The sequence below is a fragment of the Escherichia sp. MOD1-EC5433 genome, from assembly GCF_002966005.1.
Lineage (GTDB): Bacteria > Pseudomonadota > Gammaproteobacteria > Enterobacterales > Enterobacteriaceae > Escherichia > Escherichia ruysiae.
Genome location: NZ_PTRL01000002.1, coordinates 375,616 through 401,907 on the forward strand (window position 1 = coordinate 375,616; position 26,292 = coordinate 401,907).

Annotated in this window: 24 protein-coding genes; 7 read left to right on the plus strand and 17 right to left on the minus strand. The window is 50.8% G+C overall.

The genetic code is table 11. From position 1 onward, the window contains the following. The first annotated feature begins 109 nt into the window (after nt 1–109). Complete coding sequence (locus C3D30_RS06325) at nt 110–1,195, plus strand: malate/lactate/ureidoglycolate dehydrogenase (protein ID WP_000443555.1); 1,086 nt, start codon at nt 110–112, stop codon at nt 1,193–1,195. A 152-nt stretch (nt 1,196–1,347) separates the two neighbouring features. On the opposite strand, the gene ybiJ is transcribed toward C3D30_RS06325, so the two are convergent. The 5 genes from ybiJ to mcbA all read right to left on the minus strand — a co-directional run bounded on the left by ybiJ (nt 1,348) and on the right by mcbA (nt 5,911). Beyond that, entirely contained in the window at nt 1,348–1,608 is a 261-nt protein-coding gene (ybiJ, locus tag C3D30_RS06330) for a DUF1471 family protein YbiJ (protein ID WP_000849307.1), read from the minus strand. 264 nt (nt 1,609–1,872) lie between these two features. Continuing rightward, complete coding sequence (gene ybiI, locus C3D30_RS06335) at nt 1,873–2,139, minus strand: C4-type zinc finger protein YbiI (protein ID WP_000146361.1); 267 nt, start codon at nt 2,137–2,139, stop codon at nt 1,873–1,875. A gap of 73 nt (nt 2,140–2,212) precedes the next feature. Next, nucleotides 2,213–2,890 (minus strand): PKHD-type hydroxylase YbiX, encoded by a 678-nt coding sequence (ybiX, locus tag C3D30_RS06340; protein ID WP_105286612.1) that lies wholly within the window; start codon nt 2,888–2,890, stop codon nt 2,213–2,215. Nucleotides 2,891–3,103: 213 nt separating this feature from the next. Continuing rightward, on the minus strand, nt 3,104–5,386 hold the full coding sequence (locus tag C3D30_RS06345) for a catecholate siderophore receptor Fiu (protein ID WP_105286613.1): 2,283 nt from the start codon (nt 5,384–5,386) through the stop codon (nt 3,104–3,106). A 264-nt stretch (nt 5,387–5,650) separates the two neighbouring features. After that, nucleotides 5,651–5,911 (minus strand): DUF1471 family periplasmic protein McbA, encoded by a 261-nt coding sequence (mcbA, locus tag C3D30_RS20305; protein WP_123058516.1) that lies wholly within the window; start codon nt 5,909–5,911, stop codon nt 5,651–5,653. Nucleotides 5,912–6,186: 275 nt separating this feature from the next. On the opposite strand from mcbA, the gene rlmF reads away from it, so the two are divergent. Then, nucleotides 6,187–7,113, plus strand: coding sequence for a 23S rRNA (adenine(1618)-N(6))-methyltransferase RlmF (gene rlmF / locus C3D30_RS06355; protein ID WP_010351220.1), 927 nt, complete (start codon nt 6,187–6,189; stop codon nt 7,111–7,113). Here the strand turns inward: rlmF and ybiO are convergent. From ybiO to rhtA, 6 genes are all read right to left on the minus strand, one after another. Beyond that, nucleotides 7,110–9,329 (minus strand): mechanosensitive channel protein, encoded by a 2,220-nt coding sequence (gene ybiO, locus C3D30_RS06360; RefSeq protein ID WP_016231639.1) that lies wholly within the window; start codon nt 9,327–9,329, stop codon nt 7,110–7,112. The two genes, rlmF and ybiO, sit on opposite strands and share 4 nt — an antisense overlap. 116 nt (nt 9,330–9,445) lie before the next feature. Further along, complete coding sequence (gene glnQ, locus C3D30_RS06365; protein WP_000569080.1) at nt 9,446–10,168, minus strand: glutamine ABC transporter ATP-binding protein GlnQ; 723 nt, start codon at nt 10,166–10,168, stop codon at nt 9,446–9,448. After that, nucleotides 10,165–10,824, minus strand: a complete 660-nt coding sequence (glnP, locus tag C3D30_RS06370; RefSeq protein ID WP_001159053.1) for a glutamine ABC transporter permease GlnP — start codon at nt 10,822–10,824, stop codon at nt 10,165–10,167. The genes glnQ and glnP overlap by 4 nt, the downstream gene beginning before the upstream one ends. A gap of 137 nt (nt 10,825–10,961) precedes the next feature. Next, nucleotides 10,962–11,708 (minus strand): glutamine ABC transporter substrate-binding protein GlnH, encoded by a 747-nt coding sequence (glnH, locus tag C3D30_RS06375; protein WP_000843874.1) that lies wholly within the window; start codon nt 11,706–11,708, stop codon nt 10,962–10,964. Between the two features lie 403 nt (nt 11,709–12,111). Then, the gene (gene dps / locus C3D30_RS06385) at nt 12,112–12,615 is read right to left on the minus strand and encodes a DNA starvation/stationary phase protection protein Dps (RefSeq protein ID WP_000100800.1); all 504 of its coding nucleotides are present in this window, start codon (nt 12,613–12,615) and stop codon (nt 12,112–12,114) included. A 299-nt stretch (nt 12,616–12,914) separates the two neighbouring features. Continuing rightward, a complete protein-coding gene (rhtA, locus tag C3D30_RS06390; protein ID WP_010351217.1) occupies nt 12,915–13,802 on the minus strand; it encodes a threonine/homoserine exporter RhtA in 888 nt (295 codons plus the stop codon). Between the two features lie 233 nt (nt 13,803–14,035). Here rhtA and C3D30_RS20310 point away from each other — a divergent pair, with 233 nt between their 5' ends. Together C3D30_RS20310 and ompX are read left to right on the plus strand one after the other, a co-directional pair. Next, nucleotides 14,036–14,101 carry a hypothetical protein gene (locus tag C3D30_RS20310; protein ID WP_123056750.1) on the plus strand — a complete coding sequence of 22 codons (66 nt, stop codon included), beginning with the start codon at nt 14,036–14,038 and terminating at the stop codon, nt 14,099–14,101. Between the two features lie 52 nt (nt 14,102–14,153). Continuing rightward, complete coding sequence (gene ompX, locus C3D30_RS06395; protein WP_010351215.1) at nt 14,154–14,669, plus strand: outer membrane protein OmpX; 516 nt, start codon at nt 14,154–14,156, stop codon at nt 14,667–14,669. Nucleotides 14,670–14,718: 49 nt separating this feature from the next. Here the strand turns inward: ompX and opgE are convergent, their stop codons facing one another. Continuing rightward, the gene (gene opgE, locus C3D30_RS06400) at nt 14,719–16,302 is read right to left on the minus strand and encodes a phosphoethanolamine transferase (RefSeq protein ID WP_105286616.1); all 1,584 of its coding nucleotides are present in this window, start codon (nt 16,300–16,302) and stop codon (nt 14,719–14,721) included. A gap of 271 nt (nt 16,303–16,573) precedes the next feature. Then, nucleotides 16,574–16,702: a manganase accumulation protein MntS gene (mntS, locus tag C3D30_RS06405; RefSeq protein ID WP_001001761.1), complete on the minus strand. Its 129-nt coding sequence runs from the start codon at nt 16,700–16,702 to the stop codon at nt 16,574–16,576. Nucleotides 16,703–16,887: 185 nt separating this feature from the next. On the opposite strand from mntS, the gene mntR reads away from it, so the two are divergent. Together mntR and C3D30_RS06415 are read left to right on the plus strand one after the other, a co-directional pair. Beyond that, complete coding sequence (mntR, locus tag C3D30_RS06410; RefSeq protein WP_000091016.1) at nt 16,888–17,355, plus strand: manganese-binding transcriptional regulator MntR; 468 nt, start codon at nt 16,888–16,890, stop codon at nt 17,353–17,355. Beyond that, the gene (locus C3D30_RS06415) at nt 17,352–18,470 is read left to right on the plus strand and encodes an anion transporter (RefSeq protein WP_000056428.1); all 1,119 of its coding nucleotides are present in this window, start codon (nt 17,352–17,354) and stop codon (nt 18,468–18,470) included. The genes mntR and C3D30_RS06415 overlap by 4 nt, the downstream gene beginning before the upstream one ends. A 58-nt stretch (nt 18,471–18,528) precedes the next feature. Here the strand turns inward: C3D30_RS06415 and ldtB are convergent, their stop codons facing one another. Next, entirely contained in the window at nt 18,529–19,449 is a 921-nt protein-coding gene (gene ldtB / locus C3D30_RS06420; protein ID WP_105286617.1) for a L,D-transpeptidase, read from the minus strand. Between the two features lie 218 nt (nt 19,450–19,667). Here ldtB and C3D30_RS06425 point away from each other — a divergent pair, with 218 nt between their 5' ends. Continuing rightward, nucleotides 19,668–21,260, plus strand: a complete 1,593-nt coding sequence (locus tag C3D30_RS06425) for an ABC-F family ATPase (RefSeq protein WP_105286618.1) — start codon at nt 19,668–19,670, stop codon at nt 21,258–21,260. Nucleotides 21,261–21,488: 228 nt separating this feature from the next. Here the strand turns inward: C3D30_RS06425 and C3D30_RS06430 are convergent, their stop codons facing one another. The 3 genes from C3D30_RS06430 to C3D30_RS06440 all read right to left on the minus strand — a co-directional run bounded on the left by C3D30_RS06430 (nt 21,489) and on the right by C3D30_RS06440 (nt 26,287). Next, nucleotides 21,489–22,748 (minus strand): DUF1479 domain-containing protein, encoded by a 1,260-nt coding sequence (locus tag C3D30_RS06430; protein WP_105286619.1) that lies wholly within the window; start codon nt 22,746–22,748, stop codon nt 21,489–21,491. A 150-nt stretch (nt 22,749–22,898) separates the two neighbouring features. Then, nucleotides 22,899–23,714, minus strand: a complete 816-nt coding sequence (gene ybiV / locus C3D30_RS06435; protein WP_000216899.1) for a sugar-phosphatase YbiV — start codon at nt 23,712–23,714, stop codon at nt 22,899–22,901. Between the two features lie 140 nt (nt 23,715–23,854). After that, nucleotides 23,855–26,287, minus strand: coding sequence for a glycyl radical protein (locus tag C3D30_RS06440; protein ID WP_000209334.1), 2,433 nt, complete (start codon nt 26,285–26,287; stop codon nt 23,855–23,857). Nucleotides 26,288–26,292: the final 5 nt, after the last annotated feature.

Below are 26,292 nucleotides of genomic sequence, written 5' to 3' on the forward strand. Positions count from 1 at the left end.
CGGTCTTTACTCCACTGCACCATGAAAGTGCAGCATCTTTATTGACCTTCCCGTGTGCGGCGCGCAGCATAAAAAAACAACAGGCATATAACATAAACAGGAGTTAACCATGGAAAGTGGTCATCGCTTTCATGCCCGGACGCTGCACAACTTTGTTCTGACTGTGTTTCGTCAGATGGGTAGCGAGGAACAGGAAGCAAAATTAGTAGCAGATCATTTAATCGCAGCAAATCTGGCAGGGCATGATTCACATGGTATTGGCATGATCCCGAATTATGTGCGTTCCTGGCAGCAGGGCTATTTGCAGATCAACCATCACGCCAAAATTGTCAAAGATGCGGGGGCTGTGGTCACGCTTGATGGCGATCGCGCATGTGGTCAGGTAGCTGCATATGAGGCCATGACTCTGGGGATTGAAAAAGCACGTCACCACGGTATTGCTGCCGTGGCGCTGCGTAACTCACATCATATCGGGCGCATTGGTTATTGGGCGGAACAGTGCGCGGCGGCGGGGTTTGTCTCTATCCACTTTGTCAGTGTGGTAGGGAGCAAGGCTGTTGCGCCGTTCCGTGGTCGTGACAGTCGCTTTGGCACAAATCCGTTCTGCGTGGTCTTTCCCCGAAAAGATAATTTCCCGCTGCTACTTGATTACGCCACCAGCACCATTGCGTTTGGTAAAGCGCGTGTGGCCTGGCATAAAGGCGTGCCCGTACCACCTGGTTGCCTGATCGACGTTAACGGTGTGCCAACGACCGATCCGGCAGTAATGCTGGAGTCACCGTTAGGAGCGTTGTTGGCTTTTGCTGAACATAAAGGTTACGCCCTGGCGGTGATGTGCGAAATTCTCGGTGGTGCGCTTTCTGGTGGTAAAACCACTTATCAGGAAACATTGCAGCACAGCCCGGATGCCGGTTTTAACTGCATGACGAGCATTATCATTAACCCGGAGCTGTTCGGTGCGCCAGATTGTGCAGCGCAGTCCGAAGCCTTTGCCGAGTGGGTGAAAGCCTCGCCGCATGATGACGATAAACCGATTTTGCTGCCGGGTGAGTGGGAAGTGAATATGCGCCGTGAACGGCAGGAGATGGGGATTCCACTGGATGCCGGGAGCTGGCAGGCAATTTGTGACGCCGCGCGGCAGATTGGTATATCAGAAGAGACGTTGCAGGCTTTCAGCCAGCAGTCAGCCAGCTAAAAAAAGCCCGTCCAGTGACGGACGGGCAAACAAGGGTAACATAGGATCAATGAGGGTTGGAGCACATGCGTCTGTCGGCAAACAGACAGGGAAATTCAGAACCTGATAGCTTCTTGCCGGATGCGGCGTAAACGCTTTATCCGGTCTGCGAATTACTTATAGATAACCGCTGTGCCGCTTAATTTATTGTTGTTGGTGGCGGATGTGATGCTGTATCCACTGGCGCCAGCCGCCGCCGCTTTTTCAGCCAGTTTCGCTTCCAGGGCATCGAGGGTGGATGCGCCATCGGCAGAAACTACGCCAATTTTATTCATGCTTTGTGCCTGGGATGCCGTGACCGGCTCCGCCGCGAACACGCCAAATGACAGAGTTGAAAGAGCCATAGCAGCAACAACAGTATTGATAGTTTTCATAATTAATCTCTCGCAGGTGATTTTTGTTTAAGTGACGTTGTTTCGTCGATGTGATGAGTATCACGTTTTTTTACGAGAGATAAAATCGAAGAGAATTGACCGCCTTGTTCAAATAAATTGATTGATATCTAACATGCTGATAATCCATTCATTTATCGTATGTATGAACCAATTTTGTAACACGTGGCAGTCACGGCTGCGTTAAAGGCACGGAATGCCACGAAAAACGCAAATCATACTATCTACACATCATGTCAATTGCAGTTAACGTAACTGGCTGTCTTTCGAACCTCTGCGATTATATCCTGTATAATCCGGTTTTTGTAAATCTTTCTCCTGCTGACAGTGAATGCATAAGCGCACGCCAGGAATGGCTTCCCGACGAGCCTGCGGGATGGGAGCGCCGCACTCTTCACATTCATACAGGCTTTCGCCACGCGGAATTTCACCCCTGGCGCGGGCAATCGCATCTTCAATTGTACTGTTGATCTGTTCGTTGACGGCGTCATCGTTAGCCCAACCGGATGCCATATCGTCCTCCCCATATCAATGCTTGTACAGTTAAGTGTAGCTAATATAGGGGCGAACCTGGGCAGTTCAAGCGTCAGATCTCCGACCATTCCCGCAGCAGATTATGATAAAGATTGAGTAGCGACAGGATCTCTTCTCCTTCACCGTAGCGGTTTTTGAGTGACTGAATATTGTTGTCCAGCTCGAACAGCATGGCGCGCTTTTTATCGTCGCGGACCATTGATTGTATCCACATAAATGACGCCACCCGTACGCCGTGCGTTACTGGCGTCACACAGTGCAGGCTGCTGGAGGGATACAACACCAGATCGCCAGCCGGAAGTTTTACCCGATGTTGCCCGAAGGTGTCATTGACGACCAGTTCGCCGCCTTCGTAACTTTGTGGATCGCTCAAAAACAGCGTGGCGGAAAGATCGGTGCGCATCCAGCCGTTTTGCGGATGACTGCGTACCGCGCCATCCACATGAAAACCATAGGTTTCATTATTCTGATAGCGATTAAACAGCGGCGTGGAAATGGTACGCGGCAAGGCAGCGGCAAAGAACAGTGCATGTTGGTTAACCGCGTTCAGCACTTCATTTTGTAATGCGGCATATAACGCGCTGCGGGTGTCTACCTGTTGATTATTCTTGACCTGCGCGCCTTGTGCGCCGGTGGTGACACGTCCATCAATCCATTCGGCTTGTTCCAGTTGGGCACGAAACCGGGCGACGTCCTGTGGCGATAACACACCGGGAATGTGGTACATCATATAGGTTCTCCAAAAAGTGGGGGCTGAGCATCACACCGATTGTTGATAGAGTGCACTTAACTCATGCCGGATGCGGCGTGAACGCCTTATCCGGCCTACAAAATGATGTAAATTCAATGCATTGCACGAATTTTGCAGGCCTGATAAACGCAGCGCATCAGGCAGTTTTGTTCTCGCCATCAACATTAGTGCGCCCTGCGTCCCACATCTGAATCAGAAATGCATGTTGGCGGTGAGCAGGAAAGTTCTTGGCTCACCCGGATGATAACGGTAGCCGCTCTTGTTGATTGAGGCGACGTAATCGGTATCGAACAGGTTGTAGACGTTTAACTGGAAGTCGAGATTGCGATTAACCCGATAACCCAGTTTGGCATCGGCGACCCAATAACCTTCGGTAAACGCTGGCGTTCCCACCGCGCCGTCTGAACCTTTATGCATACTGCCGATATAGCGAGCGCCCGCACCGACGGAGATATCATCGGTTGCCTGATACTGGCTCCATAGGGTAAAGGCGTGTTCCGGCGTATACGGCAGTGATGAGGAACCATCCTGAGCAACGTCAGCGCCGTTTTTGATAGTCGCTTTTTGCTGGGTGTAACCGCCAATCACTTGCCAGGCCGGAGTGATATTCCCGGCAACGGAAATCTCATAGCCTTCGACGCGTTTCTTACCGTATTGCGAGTAAGTCCCGTCATCATTTTGCTCAACTTCATTTTCGATATCAGTACGGAACAGCGCGGCAGTGAGTAGCAGGCGTTTATCCAGCACCTGCCATTTGGTGCCAATCTCACTGGTTTTGGCTTTTTGCGGTTTAAAGTCGGTACGGCTGGCACTGTTACCGCTGCCAGATTGCGCAAGGGCGAAATTACTGCCACCTGGTGGTTGTTGGGAAACGGCATAGTTCACGTAGACATTGCCATTGTCTGTCAGGTGGTACAGCGCCCCGGCTTTCCAGTTCACCAGATTGCCAGATTTAGCGGTGTCGACAGTGGTGACCGGAGAACCTTTCGCCACGCCAGTAGGGCAGGTAACTGCGCCGCGTCCACTGCCGCCGCAGGCGGTAGCACTGTCATATTCAGTATGATAATTGTCCAGCCGAATTCCGCCGTTCAGCTCAAAATCACGGGTGATTTGCAGCGTATCGAAGGCATAAATTGCAAAGGTATCCGTCTGACCGTTAGCATTGGCACCGTTGCGCGTCAGGCCACCGGGATGAATGCTGCTGTCAGGATGATAAATATTCACCGCCGGTAACGTCACCGGATTAACGCCGTAGTTGGTTTGCGTTTCGCGGGTAAATTCCACGCCGGTACTGATATCATGACCGATAGAGCCGGTATAGAACGTCGAGGTCAGGTTGGTCTGGTTGGTGAGAATTTTATTACTCACATCTTTGGTATTCGCAGTGCGTGACCACGTCCAGCTATTCACATCGCTGGTGGGCTGGGTAATATTCGACGCCCCCCCCATAATTGCCGTCATCAGGTAATCCTGCTTCACGCGCGACCAACGCGTAGTATTGCGAATAGTTGTGTTATCGCTGATGTCGTGCTCAAAACGCATGGTGGCAGTATCGGTGGTCGAATCGTCGTAATCGGAATCCGTACCATAAAAGTTATGCGTATCAACTTTTCCGGAATGATTCAGCGCCGCCGTACCCGCAGAAGGTGCGGAATAGCCCGGTAAACCAATGGTCGGAATGCCGCCGTCTGGCGTATTGTGCTGGGTAACGTGTAAATAGTTGAGATACAAACGATTCGACGTACCGAGACCAAATGCCACGGAAGGGGCGACGCCGTAACGCTCGTTTTTGACTTTATCGCGTCCGGCATCGTGCGTTTTTTCGCCCATCATATTCAGACGTACCGCTGTGGTATCGCCAATGACCTGATTAACATCCAGCGTGCCGCGACGGAACCAGGCGCTACCAATACTGGCGGAGGCGTCAATACCTGAATCATTGCGCGGTTGTTTGCTGATCATATTGATCGAACCCGTCGGCGCACTACGCCCGTAGTCGGTGCCGGATGGGCCTTTAATCACTTCGACCTGTTCGGTATTGAAGGTGTCGCGCGAGACGCTGCCAATATCGCGAATGCCATCAATATAAATGCTGTTAGAGGTATCGGCGCCGCGCATATAAATGGCGTCACCAGTGGTGGAGTTACCGTTCTCACCAGCAAAAAACGCACCCACGCCGGGGACGTTTTTAAGCGCGTCGGTAAGGTTGGTTGCGCCCTGATCTTTAATCACTTGTTCCGAAATCACCGTCATCGTGCGGGTTGTATCCGCTACCGGACGCGAGAATTTCGGGTCGGCAGATTGTTGTGGTGCATAAAGCGAAGGCGTTGATGCTTCGACAACCAGCGTGTCATCCGCGTTAGTTTGCCCTTCGGTGGCCAGTGCCTGTGCCACAGGCGTGATACCGATACAAAGACCGGCAAAGAACGTGAGCGAATGAAATTGTCTGGCTGGGAAATTGCGATTGTTTTCCATTTTGCAGGTGACTTTTTCTTATATGTTAAAATTTTCACTGTCACGAGAAAGCATCTCTGCGGATGCGATGCCACTGTTAATCCCGTAAAAGCGATCGTGCAAGTGATAATAATTTTGATAAGCATTATCACTTGGCGCGATTTTCTATCACCCATTGCGCGAAAAAGAAATACATTTATTTACATTATGTTCATATTTGATGTTTTTTGGTTACAAAATGGGCGAAAACTGCATCCAGAGGCGAATGCAGTTACGTTGGTGGGGTTATTTGTAGATGGTTGCAGTACCGAACATCTGGTCATTTCCGCCTGCGGAATTAATGACATAACCTTTCGCGCCTTGTTCGCGCGCTTTTTCTGCCAGTTTATCCTCCAGATCGCTTAGGTTAGATGCGCCGGTCGCCGAAACGGTTCCGGCTGGTCGTAGTTGACCGCTGTCCTGGCTACTCAGTAGCTGCGCGGCATAAGCCGTGAAGGTGATTCCGCTCAGGACGGTGGCAATCAGTAGTGCGAGGCACTTTTTCATAATGACATCCTCATAAATACAACGAGTAGTGCCTGATAAGTGTAGGTCTCTTGTGCGATGAAAATGACGCAAAAAATTGACAGAGATGTGCTTATTTTTTGAACAATATATTTTTACAAAACAAGACAAATCAATGACATGCAGCGTGCTGATTTTTATGATGAATTGATGAAAAATGCAGTCAGGTTAAGGTTTTGAAGCATGTTAAACGCAGCCAGATATTTACCCTGCTGCGTTATGCGGGTATCTTACGCCGCTGCTTAAAGGAGAATGCTATGTCCGCCCAGAAACCGGGGTTACACCCGCGCAATCGTCATCACAGTCGCTACGATCTCGTCACGCTTTGTCAGGTGAATCCTGAACTGGCTCAATTCCTTACGCTTACCCCTGCCGGTGAGCAAAGCGTTGACTTCGCCAATCCGCTGGCAGTGAAGGCGCTCAACAAGGCGCTGTTGGCACATTTTTATGCTGTGGCGAGCTGGGATATCCCTGACGGTTTTCTCTGCCCACCGGTGCCGGGTCGGGCAGATTATATTCATCATCTTGCTGATTTACTGGCTGAGGCAAGCGGAACAATTCCAGCCAATGCCAGCATTCTGGATATCGGTGTTGGTGCAAATTGTATTTATCCGCTGATTGGTGTGCATGAATATGGCTGGCGTTTTACTGGTACAGAAACTAACAGCCAGGCATTAAGCAGCGCGCAGGCGATCATCAGCGCCAATCCGGGTCTTAACCGCGCTATCCGCCTGCGTCGGCAAAAGGATACCGGCGCCATTTTTAACGGCATCATCCACAAAAACGAGCAATACGACGCAACCTTGTGCAACCCACCATTCCATGACTCCGCAGCAGCAGCGCGTGCCGGCAGCGAACGCAAACGGCGTAACCTGGGGCTGGACAGAGATAACGCGCTGAACTTTGGCGGTCAGCAACAGGAGCTGTGGTGTGAAGGTGGCGAAGTGGCCTTTATCAAAAAGATGATTGAAGAGAGTAAAGGCTTCGCGAAGCAGGTGATGTGGTTTACCTCGCTGGTATCTCGTGGCGAAAACTTACCGCCGTTGTATCGTGCTCTGACGGATGTTGGCGCGGTGAAAGTGGTCAAAAAAGAGATGGCCCAGGGGCAAAAACAGAGTCGCTTTATTGCCTGGACCTTTATGAACGACGAACAGCGCCGTCGTTTTGTCAATCGCCAGCGTTAAAGCGTAGGCTCCCCCGATGGCAGTGGTGCTACCGGGGGCGTTCCCGGCAGCACCTGATAAGTTTGCACCGGCGCACGAACACCAGCCTGGTCGAAATGTTTTTTCACCTGGCTGTCGAGGGCAAATCTCACCGTCCACTGTTTGAGCGGCAGCGTGGTAAACGAAACACGCAGCGTAAACGCGGTATTGCTTAAGCCGACAATACCGGCAAAGTTCGGTTCACCAATAATCAGCCCGCGAATTTCTTCATTTTCCATCACCGCCGCTACGGCATCCTTCAGCGCCTGATTGGCTTTATCGGCATCCTCATGCCGATCGACATCATAGTTTGCTACCACCGAACCAATGCCACGGACGAAGTTAGCAAAGGTGGTTATCGAAGACCACGGAATGATGTGATACGCACCGGTATCCTGACGCACGCCCACGGAGCGAATCGACATCCGTTCCACCGTGCCGGTCAACGGCCCGATGGTAACCAAATCTCCAGTGTTCATACCGTTTTCAAACTGAATGAACACGCCGGTAATAATATCTTTCACCAGCGTTTGCGAACCAAACGAGATAGCCAGACCTAATGCCCCGGCACCTGCCAGCAGCGGCGCGATATTGACGCCGATTTCCGACAACACAATCATGATGGTGATGGTGCTGATAATCACCGCCAGCGCATTGCGAAACAGTGTCAGCAGGGTACGCGTGCGGGCGCTGGGCAGCGGGCGACCGTGAATATCCGAAGCCAGCCGGTTTTCGATCAAACTGGCGAGCACCGTCCAGCCAACCGCCGAGAAGAAAAGGATGAGCGCGATACGGATCAGGATATCCACGGTTTTCTGCCCCGCGCCGTTTTGCAGCCAGTTCCAGAAATCGAACAGCCCCCAGGCGCTGAGCAGCAACATTACCGCCACGCACACCGTTAGAATACGCGCCGTTTTCAGTGCTGCTGATAGCCAGCCGTTCAGCCGTTTTTGCAGCTCCGGATAGTTACGCTGAGTATGTGGCGAGAGAGTGATGGTCTTCGCCAGCCAGCGGGAAAACATACCGGAAACAAACGCCGCGATACCAATAATCGCCAGACTGCGCACCGTTGCGCCCATCATAAATTTCAGGCTGTTTCCTGGATCGAACAACGAAAAGAAAAACAGCACAATAAAATAGGCGCTTGCCAGCCAGTGCCACACCAGCGCAAAGGCGCGGATAAACAGGCTGAAGAATGCCAGCGAGTGCTCCGCGAAGTTGAGCAAATGCTGGGTAATCTCTTTTTTATTACGAAAGATCAGATACAGCGCCCAGACGGTCATGCACAGCATGATTATCACGTTGGCGAGCGCCCCGATTTGCACATTCACCTGATTAGAGATAATCGGCACTGCCACAATCAGTCCATAACCAATCAGACTGCTTAACCAGCTAAGACGGCGGCACCAGTAGCGGGCGCTTTCATCCTGAATATTGAACGGGCGCAGCTCTGCCACGTTCGGGCAGAAAATCAGGCGTAAAACAGCTTTGAAAAATTCAATCAGAGCGAAAGCATTGAGAAACAGGCTTTGTTGAAAAGCGATGGTTTTGCTACCGGCGTTGAGGTTGTCGCTTAGTACCTGGCCGACAAATAACGTCAGAGCCAGCAACAGCAAATCGATAATAAACGCCCCGATGATCATCGCCGGAAGCTGTAACCAGTTGCTGCGCTCACGGTTTTTTTGCCGCGCCCACTGACCCATTTTGCGATATAACGGCAGCGCGCACAGGCGAATCAGCCAGTAAAAACCAAACACTAAAACCGCTAGCATTGAAAAATGGGTCAGCGCATTGCTGAAGGTTTGTAGATTAAACGGCTTATGCGGGGAGCCAGTGATATTGCGGTAAAGTTGCCCGAAGCGGGCGGAAAGGGCTTCACCATAATGGCGGCTGATTTCAGTCACCTTTTGCAGCACGGTTTGCTCTTCAACCAGCGTCGGCGGCACGATTTTCGGTACGGGGTCTGCAGGGGGCGTGGCGGCAACGGTGCGTAGCTGGTCGATCAACTCTTTGCGCGAGGTGTCATTATCCAGCACGTCCGCCAGTGCGCCATAGGCCGCTTTTTTTTGTTCGATATCCGGTTCCTGAGCCGGTTCAGAGCCTGAATCTGTTGTTGCTGTGGTGGTAACGCCGGGTATGGATACTGCATGGACAGGTGCGCCCAGCAGGCAGATGAGGATGAACAGAATCCACCGCATGACTCCTCCAGTGAGAAAACAGAGCAAAAAGATAAGTATAGATGCTGGGGGAGGAGCGATTTGAAATGAGAGGAATCTGGTGTGCCTCCCTTTCAGGGGAAAGGGAGGCTGAGAAGTTAAGAGACGTGCTGTAAAAATTCCTGCAAACGCTGGCTCGGCGGGTTCTTGATCAACACCTGAGGATCGCCATCTTCCGCAATCCGGCCTTTATCAATAAAGATCAGACGTGAAGCCACTTTCTCAGCAAAACCGATTTCGTGGGTCACAATCACCATCGTCATGCCTTCTTCTGCCAGATCCTGCATAACCTTCAGCACTTCATGGCGCAGTTCCGGGTCAAGAGCGGAAGTCGGTTCATCGAATAGCATCATTTTCGGCTTCACCGCCAGCGCGCGGGCAATCGCCACACGCTGTTGCTGACCACCAGAAAGTTCGGAAGGGTAGTGATGTGCGCGTTCTGCCAGACCGACCTTCGCCAGCAGCTCACGTGCCAGTTTTTCCGCCTCTTCTTTGTTTGCGCCACGCACGCGTAGCGGACCAAACATCACGTTTTCCAGCGCCGTCAGGTGCGGGAAGAGGTAAAATTGCTGGAACACCATGCCCGCTTCCTGGCGAATCAGACGCTCGTCAACTTTCGGATCGTTAACCTTCAGACCATCGACAATCAGATCGCCAGAGGTAATTTCTTCCAGTTTGTTGATGCAGCGCAGCAGGGTTGATTTACCGGAACCAGAAGGCCCGATAATCACCACCACTTCGCCCTGAGCAATGTTCAAATCGATATTGTGCAGCACCTGGGTAGGACCAAAATGCTTGGAGACGTTTTTAAATTCAATCACAGGATTTTCATCCTTCTTTCCAGACGACGCAGAATAAAGCTCAGCACCAGGGTAATAATCAGATAAAACACCGCCACGGCGCTCCAGATCTCAAGGGCGCGGAAGTTACCGGCAATAATTTCTTGCCCCTGACGGGTCAGCTCCGCCACGCCGATAACAATAAACAGCGAGGTGTCTTTAATGCTGATGATCCACTGGTTGCCCAGCGGCGGCAGCATACGGCGCAGTGCCAGAGGTAAAATGACGTAGCGAATGGTTTCCCAACGTGAAAGACCAAGTGCCAGCCCGGCTTCACGGAAACCTTTGTGGATTGACAGCACTGCGCCACGAGTGATTTCCGCAATGTATGCGCCGGAGTTGATCATGATGGTGACCACCGCCGCAGTAAACGGGTCGATGCGTAAGTCGTTAAACGCCATCGGCAGGGCGAAGTAGATAAACATCACCTGGACGACGATAGGTGTGCCGCGAATCACTTCAATAAAGACTAACGCGACGTGGTTGGCTATCCAACCGCCAAAGGTGCGTGCAAAACCTGCCGCCAGTCCGATCACCAGGCCGCCAGCCAGACCGAGGATCGAAATCCACAGGGTCATTTTGGCGCCTTCAATCAGAAGCGGAATGGCAGGCCAGATGGCACTCCAGTCAAACTGCATATGTTGTTCCTGTTACCGTGGTGTAAATAATCAAATTCAGGGTAATTAATGGCGTTGGAGCAAGCCTGTGCCCTCACCCTAATCCTCTCCCCAGAGGGGAGAGGGGACTGTCCGTGCGCTTTACAGGCGTGGTGTTATTATTTCGGTTCTGTACCGAACCATTTTTTGTAGATTTCGTTGTAAGTTCCGTTTTCGCGCAGGGTTTTCAACGCGCCGTTGACTTTATCACGCAGCTCGTCGCTACCTTTCGGGAAAGCAATACCGTATTGCTGTGCTTCCAGAGAGTCACCCACCGCTTTGAACTGGCCGTTACCGGCGGTTTTGATGAAGTAAAGAATGTTTGGTGTATCGTGCAGGACGGCGTCTGCGCGGTTAGTACCCAGTTCCATATAGGCGTTATCGATGTTCGGGAACTGTCGCAGATCTTTGGTTTTGATGTTCGTCTTCGCGTAATCAACGGAGCCAGTGCCGCTCTTCACAGCAACCACTTTACCGTCGAGATCTTTCACGCTTTTCACATCGTTGTTGTTCGCTTTCACCATCACTAACAGACCGCTTTTGTAGTAGCCGTCAGAGAAATCGATCGCTTTTTTACGCTCGTCGGTGATAGTGATGCCCGCCAGCGCCAGATCGACGTTTTTGGTTTGCAGCGCCGGAATGATACCGCTGAAATCCATCGGTTTCAGTTCGTAATCCAGCTTCAGTTCTTTGGCGATTGCCGCCCACAGATCGACATCAAAGCCCACGTATTTGTCGCCCTGTTTAAATTCAAACGGAACGAAAGCGGTATCTGTCGCGACAACTAATTTTTTATCTGCGGCATGGGAAGAAACCGCAAAAGCCAGGGTCAGTGCTGCCAGTGAAACTTTTAATACAGACTTCATAGCATTTCCTTTTTTCTATCCACGGGACGATCCCCTGCGTAACATTTACCTATATGAAAAAATCGTGCCAGTTTTGCAACTCGTTGATTTTTCGAGAGGCGATGAAAACGGATTGCACGATTTATGAGGCAACACCGTTAGATTGCACCATTATGGGGCGCCAAAGTGGTGCGCTAAAATAGTGCAGTCAACACAGTGATTATTTAGCGTAAATCCTGATGAAAAAACAATCTTTATGTGACGATTGTGTGATGATGTTGATACAAAAAGTTTACTTTGTCAGGCTGGAAGGGCAGTTGGATGCACTAAAAAAGTGCGTAGAGACTGGGCATTAAAAAAAACGGCCCCCTTTCAGGAAGCCGCTTTTATTGCCTGCTAACGTTTTGAACCATCAGCGGCGGTGTTATTCGATGTTAGATTCGATAAACCACAGGAATTTATCCAGGTCGCGGGAGGCGGCGGTCAGGATATCTGCAGTATCATCATCTTTTGCTTCACCGATGGCTTTACGTACATCATTGGCGACAATTGCATAACGATCCGCCAGCTCTTTCAGGTGATCCTGAACGTTGTGGATGTCCAGCGGGTAGCTTTTCAGCGGTGTTTTGCTATTGATAACTTGAGTGGTGCCAAGGGCAACGCCGCCCAGTTGTACCGCGCGTTCAGCCATGGTATCCAGATGATCGATCAGAGCGGTACGGAAGCCATCCAGCATTTCATGTACGGCAATGAAGTTAGCGCCGCGCATATTCCAGTGTGCCTGTTTGGTAATCAACGAAAGATCAATAAACTGGATAACCTGACGATTCAGCAACTCTACTGTCGCTTTTTTCTCGCTGTCAGAGACATCGTTGCGGGTATAAAGCAGATTGGTCGCTTTTGATTTAACTAATTTAGCGGTACTCATAATTTCATATCCTCTTGATGTTATGTCCCAGTAATTAACGAGACTAAGTATAGCACCGGCTATGTGTTCCGCTATTCTGGCTGTTCCTATCACATTAATAGTGGTAACAAGCGTGAAAGATAAAACCGACGAAAATACAGTGGCTTATATATTCCAATAAGAACGATTCTTATTTATTTGTTCACCAGGAATTTTCGGAATAAATATGCTTTTTGTGTAGTCAGATATATAAGGATGTGGCAGGTGAAAATTAGCGAAATATTCTGCATGGTTATGCATAACCATGCAGAATTGTAAATTTAATTAATATCTATTTCTTCTATTTTGCTCTCTTTGCGTGCTGTCAGCGTGGAGCCCATTGAAGCTGCGATGATAGCGCCGAGCGCCAGAATCTGTATTGGCGTCAGCATCTCACCGAGGAAAATCATCCCGGAAATGGCGGCCAGTGCCGGTTCCATGCTCATCAGCGTACCAAATGTCCGCGTCGGCAAACGGGTGAGGGCAATCATCTCCAGCGAGTAGGGCAGAGCGGTCGAGAGAATTGCGACAGCTAAACCTAATGGAACAACCGACCAATGCCAGAGAGCCTCTCCAGCCTGTAACGCGCCGATTGGCACGAAAATTAATGCCGCAATCAGCGAACCGATCGCCACCGTCGCAGGGCCGTGTTCAGCACCGGCACGTTGCCCACTTAATATGTAGATAGCCCAACAAGCACCGGCACCGAGCGCCAGCGCACAGCCGGTTAAATCGACATGGGAAACATCTTGCCCCAGCGGCAGCAGGAACCACAGACCGAGCACTGCCAGCAAAACCCAAACGAAATCTACCGGGCGACGAGAGGAGAACAGTGCCACCGCCAGTGGCCCGGTGAACTCCAGCGCAACTGCAATTCCCAGAGGTACAGTCTGAATAGAGAGATAAAAGAGATAGTTCATCCCACCCAGAGATACACCGTAAAACAACAGCGGTAACCGTTGTTCTCTGGCAAAACGCAGCCGCCACGGTTTAAAGAAAGCGACAAGAATCAATGTTCCCAGCGCAAGGCGCAGTGCAGTCACTCCAGGCGCGCCAACCAGTGGAAAAAGTGATTTTGCTAATGAAGCCCCACCCTGAATAGACGCCATGGCAACGAGCAATATGACTATTGGTAACCAGACCGGCATTTTACGTAATGACCCTGGCATCCTTTCTCCCATAAAGTTGTATAGCAAGGTAAAACGTGGAGTGTACTGGATGTACCAGTGGCTGGTTGAGCATTTGTTGAAAATTTTTTCCCCGTTTTGGCTAAAATGCGCCAGGATTGATGGATTCATCAGTTTGCTGATTAAGAATAATCTGGATGAGAGAGTGTGAATATATGCGTAATACTTACGCTGTTCACTGAAAAAGTGATTTAAATTTAGATGGATAGCGGCAAATGGAAACGTTCTGTTACACGAAATGGCCCGTTAGACATCACAAATCGCGAAGAGTTTCCCATTAATTTTTGATATATTTAAAACTTAGGACTTATTTGAATCACATTTGAGGTGGTTATGAAAAAAATTGCATGTCTTTCAGCACTGGCCGCAGTTCTGGCTTTCACCGCAGGTACTTCCGTAGCTGCTACTTCTACCGTAACTGGTGGTTATGCACAGAGCGACGCTCAGGGCAAAATGAACAAAATGGGCGGTTTCAACCTGAAATACCGCTATGAAGAAGACAACAGCCCGCTGGGTGTGATCGGTTCTTTCACTTACACCGAGAAAAGCCGTACTGCAAGCTCTGGTGACTACAACAAAACCCAGTACTACGGCATCACTGCTGGTCCGGCTTACCGCATTAACGACTGGGCAAGCATCTACGGTGTAGTGGGTGTGGGCTATGGTAAATTCCAGACCACTGAATACCCGATCTACAAACATGACACCAGCGACTACGGCTTCTCCTACGGCGCGGGTCTGCAGTTCAACCCAATCGAAAACGTTGCTCTGGACTTCTCTTACGAGCAGAGCCGTATTCGTAACGTTGACGTAGGCACCTGGATTGCCGGTGTTGGTTACCGCTTCTAATCACTTCGGTGATATAAAAAATCCGCCTCTCGGGGCGGATTTTTTTATCTTAAGATTTGGGATCGAATATATCGGTTCCGAGATGGTTGTAATCCACCTTCTGTAACTGGAAGTTAGTGATATATATCGACCCGGCTTTCTTCTCAGAGATAAACGGGTAATTGATGTTGATCTCCTTCGCTTTAATCCCTGTCCATTGAGAGAAAAAACCTAAGAAGTCATTGGCTGAACGGCGGGCTTTAATTATCCGGTGCGCTTTATCGTCGCTGGAAATGACCATAAAAGGCACCTGGAAATTTTGCTGATATTTATCGTCATGAGCCAGATATTGCACTTCTTTACCGCGTTCTTTAAAGGCCAGACCGTGGTCAGAAAAGTAAACCAGCGAGAAACTGCTACCGCTGTTGCGTAACTGGTCATAGAGTTTGCGCAGTAAATCGTCCGTTTGCGTCATGGTGTAGAGATAGCACGACGTCTCTTTCGATTGCACAAAGGTTTCGTATTTGCCTTGTGTCCGGTCGCAGGCCTGCGGATGTGAGCCCATCAGATGCAAAACAATCAGTTGCGGTTGCGAGTGTTCTTGCGCCAGCACCTGAGCGGTCATGTCCAGTAACGCTTCGTCTTTGGTGTTCTTATCTGCTTCAAAATTACCTTCTTTCAGGAAGTGCACTTCATCTGCACGTTTAGCAATGCTGGCGATGGCGGTATCGTACTCACCAATTTGTCCCTGATTGGAAAACCACCAGGTCTGAAAACCTGCGCGGTTGGCAAGGGTGACAAAGTTATCCTGAAATTGTGGCTTGCCATCGACGACGCGGTTAAGCGTTAAGCCAAGCGATTTTTGCGTGGAGCCGCTGGCGGCAATGTAGTCAGCGAAGATCAGACCGTTAACGCTGCTGGCAAACGGGGTGTTGTTCCAGTGACCGCCAAAGGCACCGAGAGCGTCGCGACGTGCGCTTTCACCGATCACCACCACATAGGTCTGATATTTCGGTTTAACTGCAGTAACCGTCCAGGTATCTTTCATCCCGGAAAGTTTTGCCATCCGCTCTTGCTCTTCAATCACCTTGTTATTGTTGACGATGACATCCTTAGCGAAACGAAATACCGGATAGCCAGTATCCTTCAATTTAAATACGCCGCCCCAGGCCAGGTTTTGCACGGGAGCAACTAAAAATGTCGCCACACTGAATACCAGACACAGGCTGTCGAAGGTATTCCAGCGCGCTTTTTCATTCTCTTTTTTTCGCCTGATTGCTATTACGCCGAGCGCAAAAATAAATAAGCCGATCAGGTAGCTGTACCACGGAAAAATCGTCAGGATTTCGGTCGACTCTTCCATATTGGTGGAGTGCAATGCCAGCAATGTATTGAAATTAGGCGCGCCGTAGGCCTGAGCAAAAGGGAAATAACAAGCCGCCACCAGCGAACTGACACCGACCAGAATTTTTTGTACGCGAGGCAATGTTCGCCATAGCAAAAGCAAAATAGCCGTAAACGCAGCGGTGTAGAGCAAACTGAAGGGATAACCTAAGCCGAGATTAATTAATAGCGACTGTAAAAAGTAGAACGCAGTCCACGGGCTAAATACCCGGCTACGGGTAACAAGCGATTCTTTGAGGGTTAAATTCATATGCCACTATCGTAACAAACGCCATGTGCTTACCCTGGCGTCAAGGGTCAATACCTGCAAGAGTGCGTGAAGAGGGGAAAAGGGTCCGCATCCGCGAGCCGCAATATACGCAGGGCTGCAAGAAGATAGAGCGAGCCGCCGTTCAGGTCAACTACTGACGAACAAATCTTTTGCGAAGGGGATTGCAAATCCGACAAAAAGTGGGGTTTTTCAGACCAAAACGCGTCGTGCCTGCATAAAAGCAGGAGTGAAGCGGCGTACCGCGACGCCGCTATTTATCGGAAGGTTTATCTTGCTGCGGTTTATTGTTGACCATATCGCACAACATAGAGAGCAGCATTAACCGTACTTTAAAGGGAGAATGACTAAACACGCGCATACACCTCTTGAACTCATTCATAAGACCTCCTGACTTGCTAATCCCGTCGATCCATGAGGGATGATTGCATTACATACAGATATAGCACAGGCTATATTATATAGCTATTGCTAAAACGTTAATTTTTTGTGCCTTCGCAACTCTGGTTTACAATGTGCGCACGAAATGAGAACGCTATATATGTGTCACCATAATGAGGAAGCACAATGAGTCGTCGCGCAGGTACGCCAACAGCAAAAAAAGTGACGCAGTTAGTGAACGTGGAAGAACACGTTGAAGGGTTTCGCCAGGTCAGAGAAGCGCATCGCCGTGAACTTATTGACGATTATGTTGAGCTGATATCTGACCTGATAAGAGAAGTGGGGGAAGCCCGTCAGGTGGACATGGCTGCTCGTCTGGGCGTTTCGCAACCGACGGTGGCTAAAATGCTTAAGCGGCTGGCAACCATGGGACTGATTGAGATGATCCCGTGGCGTGGTGTGTTTTTAACGGCGGAAGGGGAGAAGCTGGCGCAGGAAAGCCGCGAGCGCCATCAGATAGTCGAAAATTTCTTGCTGGTGTTGGGCGTCAGCCCGGAAATTGCCCGTCGTGACGCGGAGGGTATGGAACACCATGTGAGTGAAGAGACGCTGGACGCCTTTCGTTTGTTTACCCAGAAACACGGTGCCAAATGAGCCTGCCTTTTTTACGCACGCTGCAAGGCGATCGCTTTTTTCAGTTATTAATTCTCGTTGGTATCGGATTAAGTTTTTTTGTTCCCTTTGCGCCGAAATCATGGCCTGCTGCTATCGACTGGCACACCATCATTACTTTAAGTGGCCTGATGCTGCTGACCAAAGGTGTTGAATTAAGCGGTTATTTTGATGTGCTGGGGCGCAAAATGGTGCGCCGTTTTGCTACTGAGCGTCGGCTGGCGATGTTTATGGTACTGGCGGCGGCGCTGCTTTCTACCTTTCTGACCAACGATGTCGCGCTGTTTATTGTTGTCCCGCTGACCATCACGCTGAAAAGACTGTGTGAGATCCCGGTTAATCGGCTGATTATTTTTGAGGCGCTGGCAGTGAATGCCGGATCGCTGCTGACGCCGATTGGTAATCCGCAAAATATCCTTATCTGGGGACGTTCGGGTCTTTCGTTTGCCGGTTTTATTGCACAGATGGCACCGCTGGCTGGTGCGATGATGCTGACATTGCTGCTGCTGTGCTGGTGTTGTTTTCCTGGAAAGGCGCTGCAATATCATACGGGGACGCAAACGCCGGAGTGGAAACCACGGCTGGTGTGGAGTTGTCTGGGGCTGTATATCGTCTTCCTTACGGCGCTGGAGTTGAAACAAGAGCTGTGGGGGCTGGTGATTGTGGCGGCGGGCTTTGCGCTGCTGGCACGTCGCGTGGTGCTCAGTGTGGACTGGACGTTGCTGCTGGTGTTTATGGCGATGTTTATTGACGTCCATTTACTGACCCAGCTTCCGGCGTTGCAAGGCGTGTTGAGTAACGTGAGTCATTTATCCGAACCCGGATTATGGTTAACGGCGATTGGTTTATCGCAGGTGATCAGTAACGTGCCGAGTACTATTTTGCTGCTGAACTATGTGCCGCCGTCGTTGCTGCTGGCATGGGCGGTTAACGTAGGTGGTTTTGGCTTGTTACCGGGATCGCTGGCAAATTTGATTGCGCTACGGATGGCGAACGATCGTCGTATCTGGTGGCGTTTCCATCTTTATTCGATACCAATGCTGTTGTGGGCGGCGCTGGTAGGATACGTTTTGTTAGTTATGCTCCCGGCAGTGTAAGAGCTGGCAAATAAAAAAGGCGGATTATGAGTCCGCCTTGCGCTTTAAGTTTTAAAGATTAATTCAGACAAACCGGCATCCCGGAACGGTTTTGAATAGCCTGATCCAGAACAGCCTGGTCAACATCTGGCTGACCGGTCACTGTCTGCACGCTCTTGGTTAGCGTAATCGGCACAATTTCCTGACCTTCAAACTGAGCTTCGGTCGTAGACAGCGGATTATGGACTTCAATATAACGGCTGCCGTCCGGCTCGGTGGTGGCTTTTACCGGCTCATCAATAAACTGTACGCGAGTACCGACCGGCACTTTCTCGAACAGGAATTTGATGTCTTCGTTACGCAGACGCACACAACCGTGGCTTACGCGCAGGCCGATACCAAAGTTGGCGTTGGTGCCGTGGATAGCGTACAGGCGACCGATATACAGTGCATACAGCCCCATCGGGTTATCCGGACCTGCCGGAACGACAGCCGGAAGCGGTTCGCCCGCAGCGCGGTACTCTGCGTGCATTTTGGCGGTCGGCGTCCAGGTCGGGCCTGCTTTCTTACGCTCAACTTTGGTGGTCCAGTTGATAGGCGTATCTTTGCCTAACTGACCAATGCCGATCGGCAGCACGATAACGGTGTTGGTCCCTTTCGGATAGTAATACAGACGCATCTCTGCACTGTTAATGACGATGCCTTCATGAACGGTATCCGGCAGGATCAGCTGCTGCGGAATGTTCAGTACGGTGCCGCCTTTCGGCAGGAAGGTATCCACACCAGGGTTCGCTTCCATCATATTGGAAAGCCCCATCTGATACTCCGCCGCAAAGTACTCCAGCGGCTGAGTGTTACCTTCAGGGATAGTGATCACCTGATTTTGACCAACCAGGCGACTCCCGTCGGTTGGCAGAGGATAAGTTACCGCTGAAGCGGTACTGCAAAAGCCGACAACAGCGAAGGCCGCTGCGAATAACGTTTTCAATTTCATATTCATGTTAAGCGAGATTTCGTGCCTGGCAGGCCATTAGGTTGAGAATATTAGAGTATTGGAAGCGCATTATATGTTCATTCCAGCTAACAGTGAAATCAGATGTGTACGAAATCACATTTTTTGCCTTTGGCTTGAGTGTAGACCTTAAGCGAGGAGCAGGATCTTCTTTCAGATTTATGGCATAATGCACGGTTTGTCATATCTCTTTTCAGGATACGCCTGTGTTAGTTTCCAGTAACGTCACCATGCAGTTCGGCAGTAGGCCGTTGTTTGAAAACATTTCCGTCAAATTTGGCGGCGGCAACCGTTACGGCCTGATTGGCGCGAACGGTAGTGGTAAATCCACCTTTATGAAGATTCTCGGCGGCGACTTAGAGCCGACGCTGGGTAACGTTTCCCTCGATCCCAACGAGCGCATTGGTAAACTGCGCCAGGATCAATTTGCCTTTGAAGAGTTCACCGTGCTGGATACGGTGATCATGGGGCATAAAGAGTTGTGGGAAGTGAAGCAGGAGCGCGACCGCATCTATGCTTTGCCGGAAATGAGCGAAGAAGATGGCTATAAAGTTGCCGATCTGGAAGTGAAATACGGCGAAATGGACGGTTACTCTGCGGAAGCGCGCGCCGGTGAGTTATTGCTTGGCGTGGGAATTCCAGTGGAACAACACTACGGCCCGATGAGTGAAGTTGCTCCCGGCTGGAAGCTGCGTGTGCTGCTGGCGCAGGCGCTGTTTGCTGATCCGGACATTCTTCTGCTCGACGAACCAACCAACAACCTCGACATCGATACCATTCGCTGGCTGGAGCAGGTGCTGAACGAGCGTGACAGTACCATGATTATCATCTCGCACGACCGTCACTTCCTGAACATGGTTTGTACCCACATGGCGGATCTGGATTACGGCGAACTGCGCGTTTATCCGGGCAACTACGATGAGTACATGACGGCGGCGACTCAGGCACGCGAACGTCTGCTGGCTGATAACGCCAAGAAGAAAGCGCAGATTGCCGAGCTGCAATCTTTCGTTAGCCGCTTTAGCGCCAACGCCTCTAAATCTCGTCAGGCAACTTCGCGCGCGCGTCAGATTGATAAAATCAAACTGGAAGAGGTGAAAGCCTCCAGCCGTCAGAACCCGTTCATCCGTTTTGAGCAGGATAAGAAACTGTTCCGTAACGCGCTGGAAGTGGAAGGGCTGACCAAAGGGTTTGATAACGGTCCGCTGTTTAAAAATCTCAACCTGCTGCTGGAAGTGGGTGAAAAGCTGGCGGTACTCGGCACCAACGGCGTCGGTAAATCGACCTTGCTGAAAACGCTGGTGGGTGATCTGGAACCGGATAGTGGCACCGTAAAATGGTCAGAGAACGCGCGCATTGGTTACTACGCGCAGGATCACGAATATGAGTTCGATAATGACCTGACCGTGTTTGAATGGATGAGCCAGTGGAAGCAGGAAGGCGATGATGAGCAGGCGGTGCGCAGCATTCTCGGTCGCTTATTGTTCAGTCAGGATGACATCAAAAAGCCTGCCAAAGTGCTTTCCGGTGGTGAAAAAGGCCGTATGTTGTTTGGTAAGTTAATGATGCAGAAACCGAACATTCTGATCATGGACGAACCGACCAACCACCTGGATATGGAATCCATCGAGTCACTGAACATGGCGCTGGAACTGTATCAGGGCACGCTGATTTTTGTTTCTCACGACCGTGAGTTTGTAAGTTCCCTGGCGACCCGCATTCTGGAAATCACCCCGGAACGCGTGATTGACTTTAGCGGTAATTACGAAGATTACCTGCGTAGTAAAGGGATCGAGTAAGTTATTGTCAGTGGCCCTGGAAATGTCAGGGCTACTGATGACAAATGCAAGATTGTTATCAGGCCTACGTAGACCCTGCAATATATTGAATCTGAAGGGCTTTGTAGGCCGGATAAGGCGTTAACGCCGCATCCGGCATGAAGAAAGCGCACTTTGTCAGCAATCTGAGCAACATCGAACCGACTTCCTTAACCTCACATCAATTCACTTCCACTAATCCATCACCTCTCAAACATCCATGCCCAGCGCGCGTTTACCGTGAACGTTCAGATCCTCCAGCGTAAAACGACCTTGCCAGTTTGTTTCATAATCTTCACGCGGGAAATCCCCCGGCGAGATGCCTTTTTCCAGTGCCTCTTTGACCTTGTGCGCATAAGCCCGGTTCTTCTCGCACATCGGCGCGGCAGGAATATACATCACGTTCCCCCAGCCCTGTTGATTGTCTACCGGTGCGACACAGTGGATCACATCGCAGTGCCACCAGACAGAATCCCCCGCTGTTATTGCCGGAATTGACGTTAGTGCTTTCATCAATAAGGGGTGCCATTTCTCTGAAACAGGCAGAACTTTACCAGGCGCGACGCCGCACAGCTCGTCGTCCGGCACGTCATCCAGCAACGGACGCAGCAGAACGTATGCCATCGCTTCCGGGATCGGCACCACGTGTAACAACCCCTGGCCTGGTAACATATCGGAAAGTGCCGTCCAGCCCTGGAACGTGCGGAACACGGAACATTTGGTAGTGTTATCGACGGTGTATTCTTCTACATCGGTACGGTGTGCGGCATCCCACGGATCGTAATCATCAAAATTACCGTTGAAAACATGGGCAAAAACGCGCTGATAAGCGGGTAATAACCAGCGTTCCAGCGCGCCAGAATCAGTGTGTGCGCCCAGACCTTTGGACGTCGTGCCCGGTGGGCGACGGCGGATCCTGTCTGGATAGATTACGCTGACATCGGGATCAAACCATTGTTTGCCGTTGCTTTCAGACTTCCACAGGCGGTTAAGGAAAGATTGCACCGCAGCCATATTGTCGCTCTGCCGCGCCTGCATCTGTGCCTGTGACCAGTAAATGGGATAGATTTCGGGGCGAGACGCCTCCAGCGAGCCGAAAAAGCTGTCACCGGGACCTTTATAAACATCATCAAAGTGATTGGCATCAAGGTAGTTGAGCATTGCGCGATCCCACGCCAGCGCCTGCTCGCGGGGGAAATGGCCTTTTATTACCGCGCAGCCGCGACGTTTTATCTCATTGCGCGTGGCTTCACTCACTGTACCTGCTGCAATGTCGCTATAAGGAACTTCCGGCCAAACCGGCAGTCCTTGCGCTTTCAGTGCGTCTATTTCTGCTACACGCGCTTCGATTTTTGCAGAGAGTTTATCGAAGACCTGTTGTACATCGCCGATCTGTTGCCGCAGCTCCGCTTTCATCTCACGGATAGCCGTTTTCGCATCTGTTGGCAGCGTCTCATAGGTAAAAGTCATATCAACCTCACAACTTTCGTTCGAAAGTAAAAATGATTGCGATTGATACTTTAAGTTAAAAATAAGTTAACGCAAGATGAAAATCTTGAGTTAGTGCACAAAGTGAGCAAAAAGAGAGGTGCCGGAGCGGTCACTCCGGCCGGGAGAAGATTACTTATTGAAAGGAGTGGTGCTATCCAGCACCGCCTGAATCACATTCAGCGCGCCTTCATGATTATTATCATCGGTAGCGTAACGGGCGATTTGTTTAATGTTTTCCGCAGCATTGCCCATCGCAAAGGAATAATGCGCCATTTTAAGCATCTCTGCGTCGTTACCGCTGTCGCCAATCGCTACCACATTTTGCGGCGACAGACCCCAGCGTTTTAACAACCGCGAAATACCATTTGCTTTATGCAGGCCGGGAATAATCAGGTCGATAAAACCCGCGCCACTGGTGACAGGTTTCATAATGCCATCGAGCGCAACGTGCAGTTTGTCGACAACCAGCGGGATTTGTTCATCCGGCAGGTTGAGCGAAAACTTGAAAAGCACGTCATCAATCTCCTGGTAATCCTTCACAGGTTTCAGTCGATGGTAGTGTTTTTCCATCAGTGCGACGAATGCTTCCGGCGCATTTTCACTGATGTATGCGCTTTGCAGACCACAGGCGACAAAATTGAGTTGTTTATCTTTCAGCAGTTCCCCAATGACAATCCTGGATTCATGCCGGGTCAGTTCGCCGTGGAACAACTGCTTGCCATGTTCGTAGACCAGCGCGCCATTTTCCGCGACAAAAGAGATTTCATCTTTTAGCTCAGGAAAGAAGGAAATAAGCTGGTAATACTGGTTACCACTGGCGACAACGAACTCAATATCGCGCTTTTTCAGTTCCTGATACTGCGCCATAAAACGTGACTGGTTGTACATTTTGGCGTCGTTAAGAAAAGTACCGTCCATATCGCAAACGATAACTTTTACAGTCATAAAAGTGCTCCCGGCAATGAATGCAAACGCCACAGTGTAATGACAATGTGATGCGGAGCACAAACTAATTTCGAATGAAAGCGAGAGTGAAATTGATTTCGTGAATGTTTTAGCCCGGCGGCGACGCCGGGCTGAGGGGATTACAGCATGTGTTCGGTGCGGGCGATGATATCGTCCTGTGCGTCAGGAGAGAGCGCGGTGAAGAAGGCGGAATAGCCCGCGACACGCACCACCAGATCGCGGTACTGATCAGGATGTTTTTTCGCTTCCAGCAATGTTTCTCGGGAAACAATGTTGTACTGAATATGCCAGCCTTTATGCACTTCGAAGAAGGTACGCAGCAGGATCATCAGTTTCTGCTTGTCAGATTCGTTCTCCAGCGTCGCCGGGTTCAGTTTCTGGTTGAGCAACACACCGCCGAGAATCGACGCCGTAGGCAGTTTACCCACCGAGCCAATGACCGCAGTAGGGCCGAGATGGTCAGTACCGGAGGCCGGGCTTGCGCCTTCTGCCAGCGGGGTATGCGCTTTACGTCCGTCCGGCGTTGCCATCGTCTGCGCGCCAAACGGTACGTTGGCGGAAATAGATGATGTACCTGCGTAATAGTTGCCGCCAACCGGACCACGACCGTAGCGCGGGTTGTGGTACTGCTTCAGTTCGTCGATATAGGTCTGATAGGCGCGAGCCAGCAGCGTATCGACGCTATCATCATCGTTGCCATACTTCGGCGCGCCGTTAATCAGACGCTGACGCAGTTGCTCGTGAGTCAGACCTTCGAAGTCTTCCGCCAGTGCGGCAGCCAGTTGTTGCTGACCAATCGCGCCCTGTTCAAATACCAGTTTTTTCACTGCCGCCAGGCTGTTGCCGAGGTTGGCAATACCAACCTGCAAGCCGGAAACCCAGTCATATTTCGCGCCGCCTTGCTTGATACTTTTCGCTCGCTCAATGCAGTCATCCACCAGCGCCGAGCAGAGAATATCGTGCACGTTCTCTTCCAGCATGGTGTCGACGACATATTCGATTTCGATTGATTTGCGGGTGTAGTAACGGATTTGCGTATCCCACGCGTCCATTACTTCATCGAAGTTGTTGAAGTTACCCGCTGACAACGCTTTTTCTTGTGGCAGGAACACTTTGCCACTGGTGGCATCACGACCGCCTTCCAGCGCCGCCAGCATCACGCGGGCGAAGTTGATAAAGCTCATGCCGGTGCAGCGATAGCCCCATTTACCGCCGACGGCGGTTTCGATACAACCAATCGCTGCGTAATCGTAAGCGTCCTGCGGTTCAATACCGAGTTTGATAAATTCCGGGATCACGATTTCGTCGTTGTTGAACGCGGGCATCCCGAAGCCGCAGCGGATCACCTGTACACAGGCATCGAGGAAATCGTTACTCATTCCTGCATGGTAGCGCACGCTGAGGTTAGGCTGAGTGGAGCGCAGACGACCGCAGGATTCAAGGATCGCGTAAGAGAGCGGATTCACTGCGTCCATCGGTTGACCATCAACCAGATTTTGCCCGCCAATGGTGACGTTCTGATACAGCGGGCTACCCGCAGAGGCTTTCGAGTGCGAGCCGGAGCGGATCTTGTTTACTTCCAGCAGTTTCAGCCAGCAGCTATGCAGCATCTCGATGGCATGTTCGCGATCCAGCGTCTGGTTGAGTTCAACGTCGCGGCGATAGTACGGATAGAGATACTGGTCCATACGACCAAACGAAACCGAGTGACCGTTAGATTCAATCTGCAAAATCAACTGGATGAAGTAGCACAGTTGCAGCGCCTGCCAGAAAGTTTGCGGCGGCTGGTGGGCGATAAGATCGCAGTTTTCTGCTATCGCCAGCAGTTCATCACGACGGCTTTCGCGAGTTTCGGTGGCTGCCATTTCACGCGCCAGAGCAGCGAAACGTTCAATATGTTCACTGACTGCCACCAGCACGATATCAATGGCTTTCAGGAACTGCTCGCCGTGCAGATCTTCCAGTACCGTCAGGTTGATACGCGAGCGACGCTCCGCCACTTTCTCGCGCAGACCATCAAGCCCTTTTTCCAGCAGCAGCGGGAAATTCACCGCCAGGTGCGCATCGCCGGAGGTCATATTGCCTTCTGCTTTAATGATACCGGTCGCCAGCAGGCCTTTTTGCTCATCGGTAAACATGCCGTAGCAGCGATCCTGTACCGTCTGACCGCGCCACCACGGGCACACTTCATGCAGAACGCGTTTGTTCTCTTCGCTCACCGCAAAACCAGCACCCGGACGATCCGCCAGATCATCAATCTCTTTTTCGATCCAGGAGACGGTATATTCCGGGAAGATCGGCGCGGCACGAACTTCGCTTGCCTGGTTGCCGATGATCAACTCATCGTGTTTGATCCAGATGGTGCGATTCGCCAGGTGATGTGCCAGTGCCAGTGCGCGACGTACCGGGATCGGCTTATCGAGATGTTGTTGATACATCTCGGTATAGTGCTGTGCGCGCTCGGTACAAACCGGCGGTTTCACAATATGCACCAGCGCATTTTTGTGCGCTTTAATGCGGTCGCTGAGCGTGTCCAGTTTCAGTGTTGTCATGGTTG

Bases quoted from the DNA above. Each gene is read 5' to 3' on its own strand.
- C3D30_RS06325 (WP_000443555.1), top strand. From the start codon at position 110: ATGGAAAGTGGTCATCGCTTTCATGCCCGGACGCTGCACAACTTTGTT.
- ybiJ (WP_000849307.1), bottom strand. From the start codon at position 1,608: ATGAAAACTATCAATACTGTTGTTGCTGCTATGGCTCTTTCAACTCTG.
- ybiI (WP_000146361.1), bottom strand. From the start codon at position 2,139: ATGGCATCCGGTTGGGCTAACGATGACGCCGTCAACGAACAGATCAAC.
- ybiX (WP_105286612.1), bottom strand. From the start codon at position 2,890: ATGATGTACCACATTCCCGGTGTGTTATCGCCACAGGACGTCGCCCGG.
- C3D30_RS06345 (WP_105286613.1), bottom strand. From the start codon at position 5,386: ATGGAAAACAATCGCAATTTCCCAGCCAGACAATTTCATTCGCTCACG.
- mcbA (WP_123058516.1), bottom strand. From the start codon at position 5,911: ATGAAAAAGTGCCTCGCACTACTGATTGCCACCGTCCTGAGCGGAATC.
- rlmF (WP_010351220.1), top strand. From the start codon at position 6,187: ATGTCCGCCCAGAAACCGGGGTTACACCCGCGCAATCGTCATCACAGT.
- ybiO (WP_016231639.1), bottom strand. From the start codon at position 9,329: ATGCGGTGGATTCTGTTCATCCTCATCTGCCTGCTGGGCGCACCTGTC.
- glnP (WP_001159053.1), bottom strand. From the start codon at position 10,824: ATGCAGTTTGACTGGAGTGCCATCTGGCCTGCCATTCCGCTTCTGATT.
- glnH (WP_000843874.1), bottom strand. From the start codon at position 11,708: ATGAAGTCTGTATTAAAAGTTTCACTGGCAGCACTGACCCTGGCTTTT.
- dps (WP_000100800.1), bottom strand. From the start codon at position 12,615: ATGAGTACCGCTAAATTAGTTAAATCAAAAGCGACCAATCTGCTTTAT.
- rhtA (WP_010351217.1), bottom strand. From the start codon at position 13,802: ATGCCAGGGTCATTACGTAAAATGCCGGTCTGGTTACCAATAGTCATA.
- ompX (WP_010351215.1), top strand. From the start codon at position 14,154: ATGAAAAAAATTGCATGTCTTTCAGCACTGGCCGCAGTTCTGGCTTTC.
- opgE (WP_105286616.1), bottom strand. From the start codon at position 16,302: ATGAATTTAACCCTCAAAGAATCGCTTGTTACCCGTAGCCGGGTATTT.
- mntS (WP_001001761.1), bottom strand. From the start codon at position 16,702: ATGAATGAGTTCAAGAGGTGTATGCGCGTGTTTAGTCATTCTCCCTTT.
- mntR (WP_000091016.1), top strand. From the start codon at position 16,888: ATGAGTCGTCGCGCAGGTACGCCAACAGCAAAAAAAGTGACGCAGTTA.
- C3D30_RS06415 (WP_000056428.1), top strand. From the start codon at position 17,352: ATGAGCCTGCCTTTTTTACGCACGCTGCAAGGCGATCGCTTTTTTCAG.
- ldtB (WP_105286617.1), bottom strand. From the start codon at position 19,449: ATGAATATGAAATTGAAAACGTTATTCGCAGCGGCCTTCGCTGTTGTC.
- C3D30_RS06430 (WP_105286619.1), bottom strand. From the start codon at position 22,748: ATGACTTTTACCTATGAGACGCTGCCAACAGATGCGAAAACGGCTATC.
- ybiV (WP_000216899.1), bottom strand. From the start codon at position 23,714: ATGACTGTAAAAGTTATCGTTTGCGATATGGACGGTACTTTTCTTAAC.
- C3D30_RS06440 (WP_000209334.1), bottom strand. From the start codon at position 26,287: ATGACAACACTGAAACTGGACACGCTCAGCGACCGCATTAAAGCGCAC.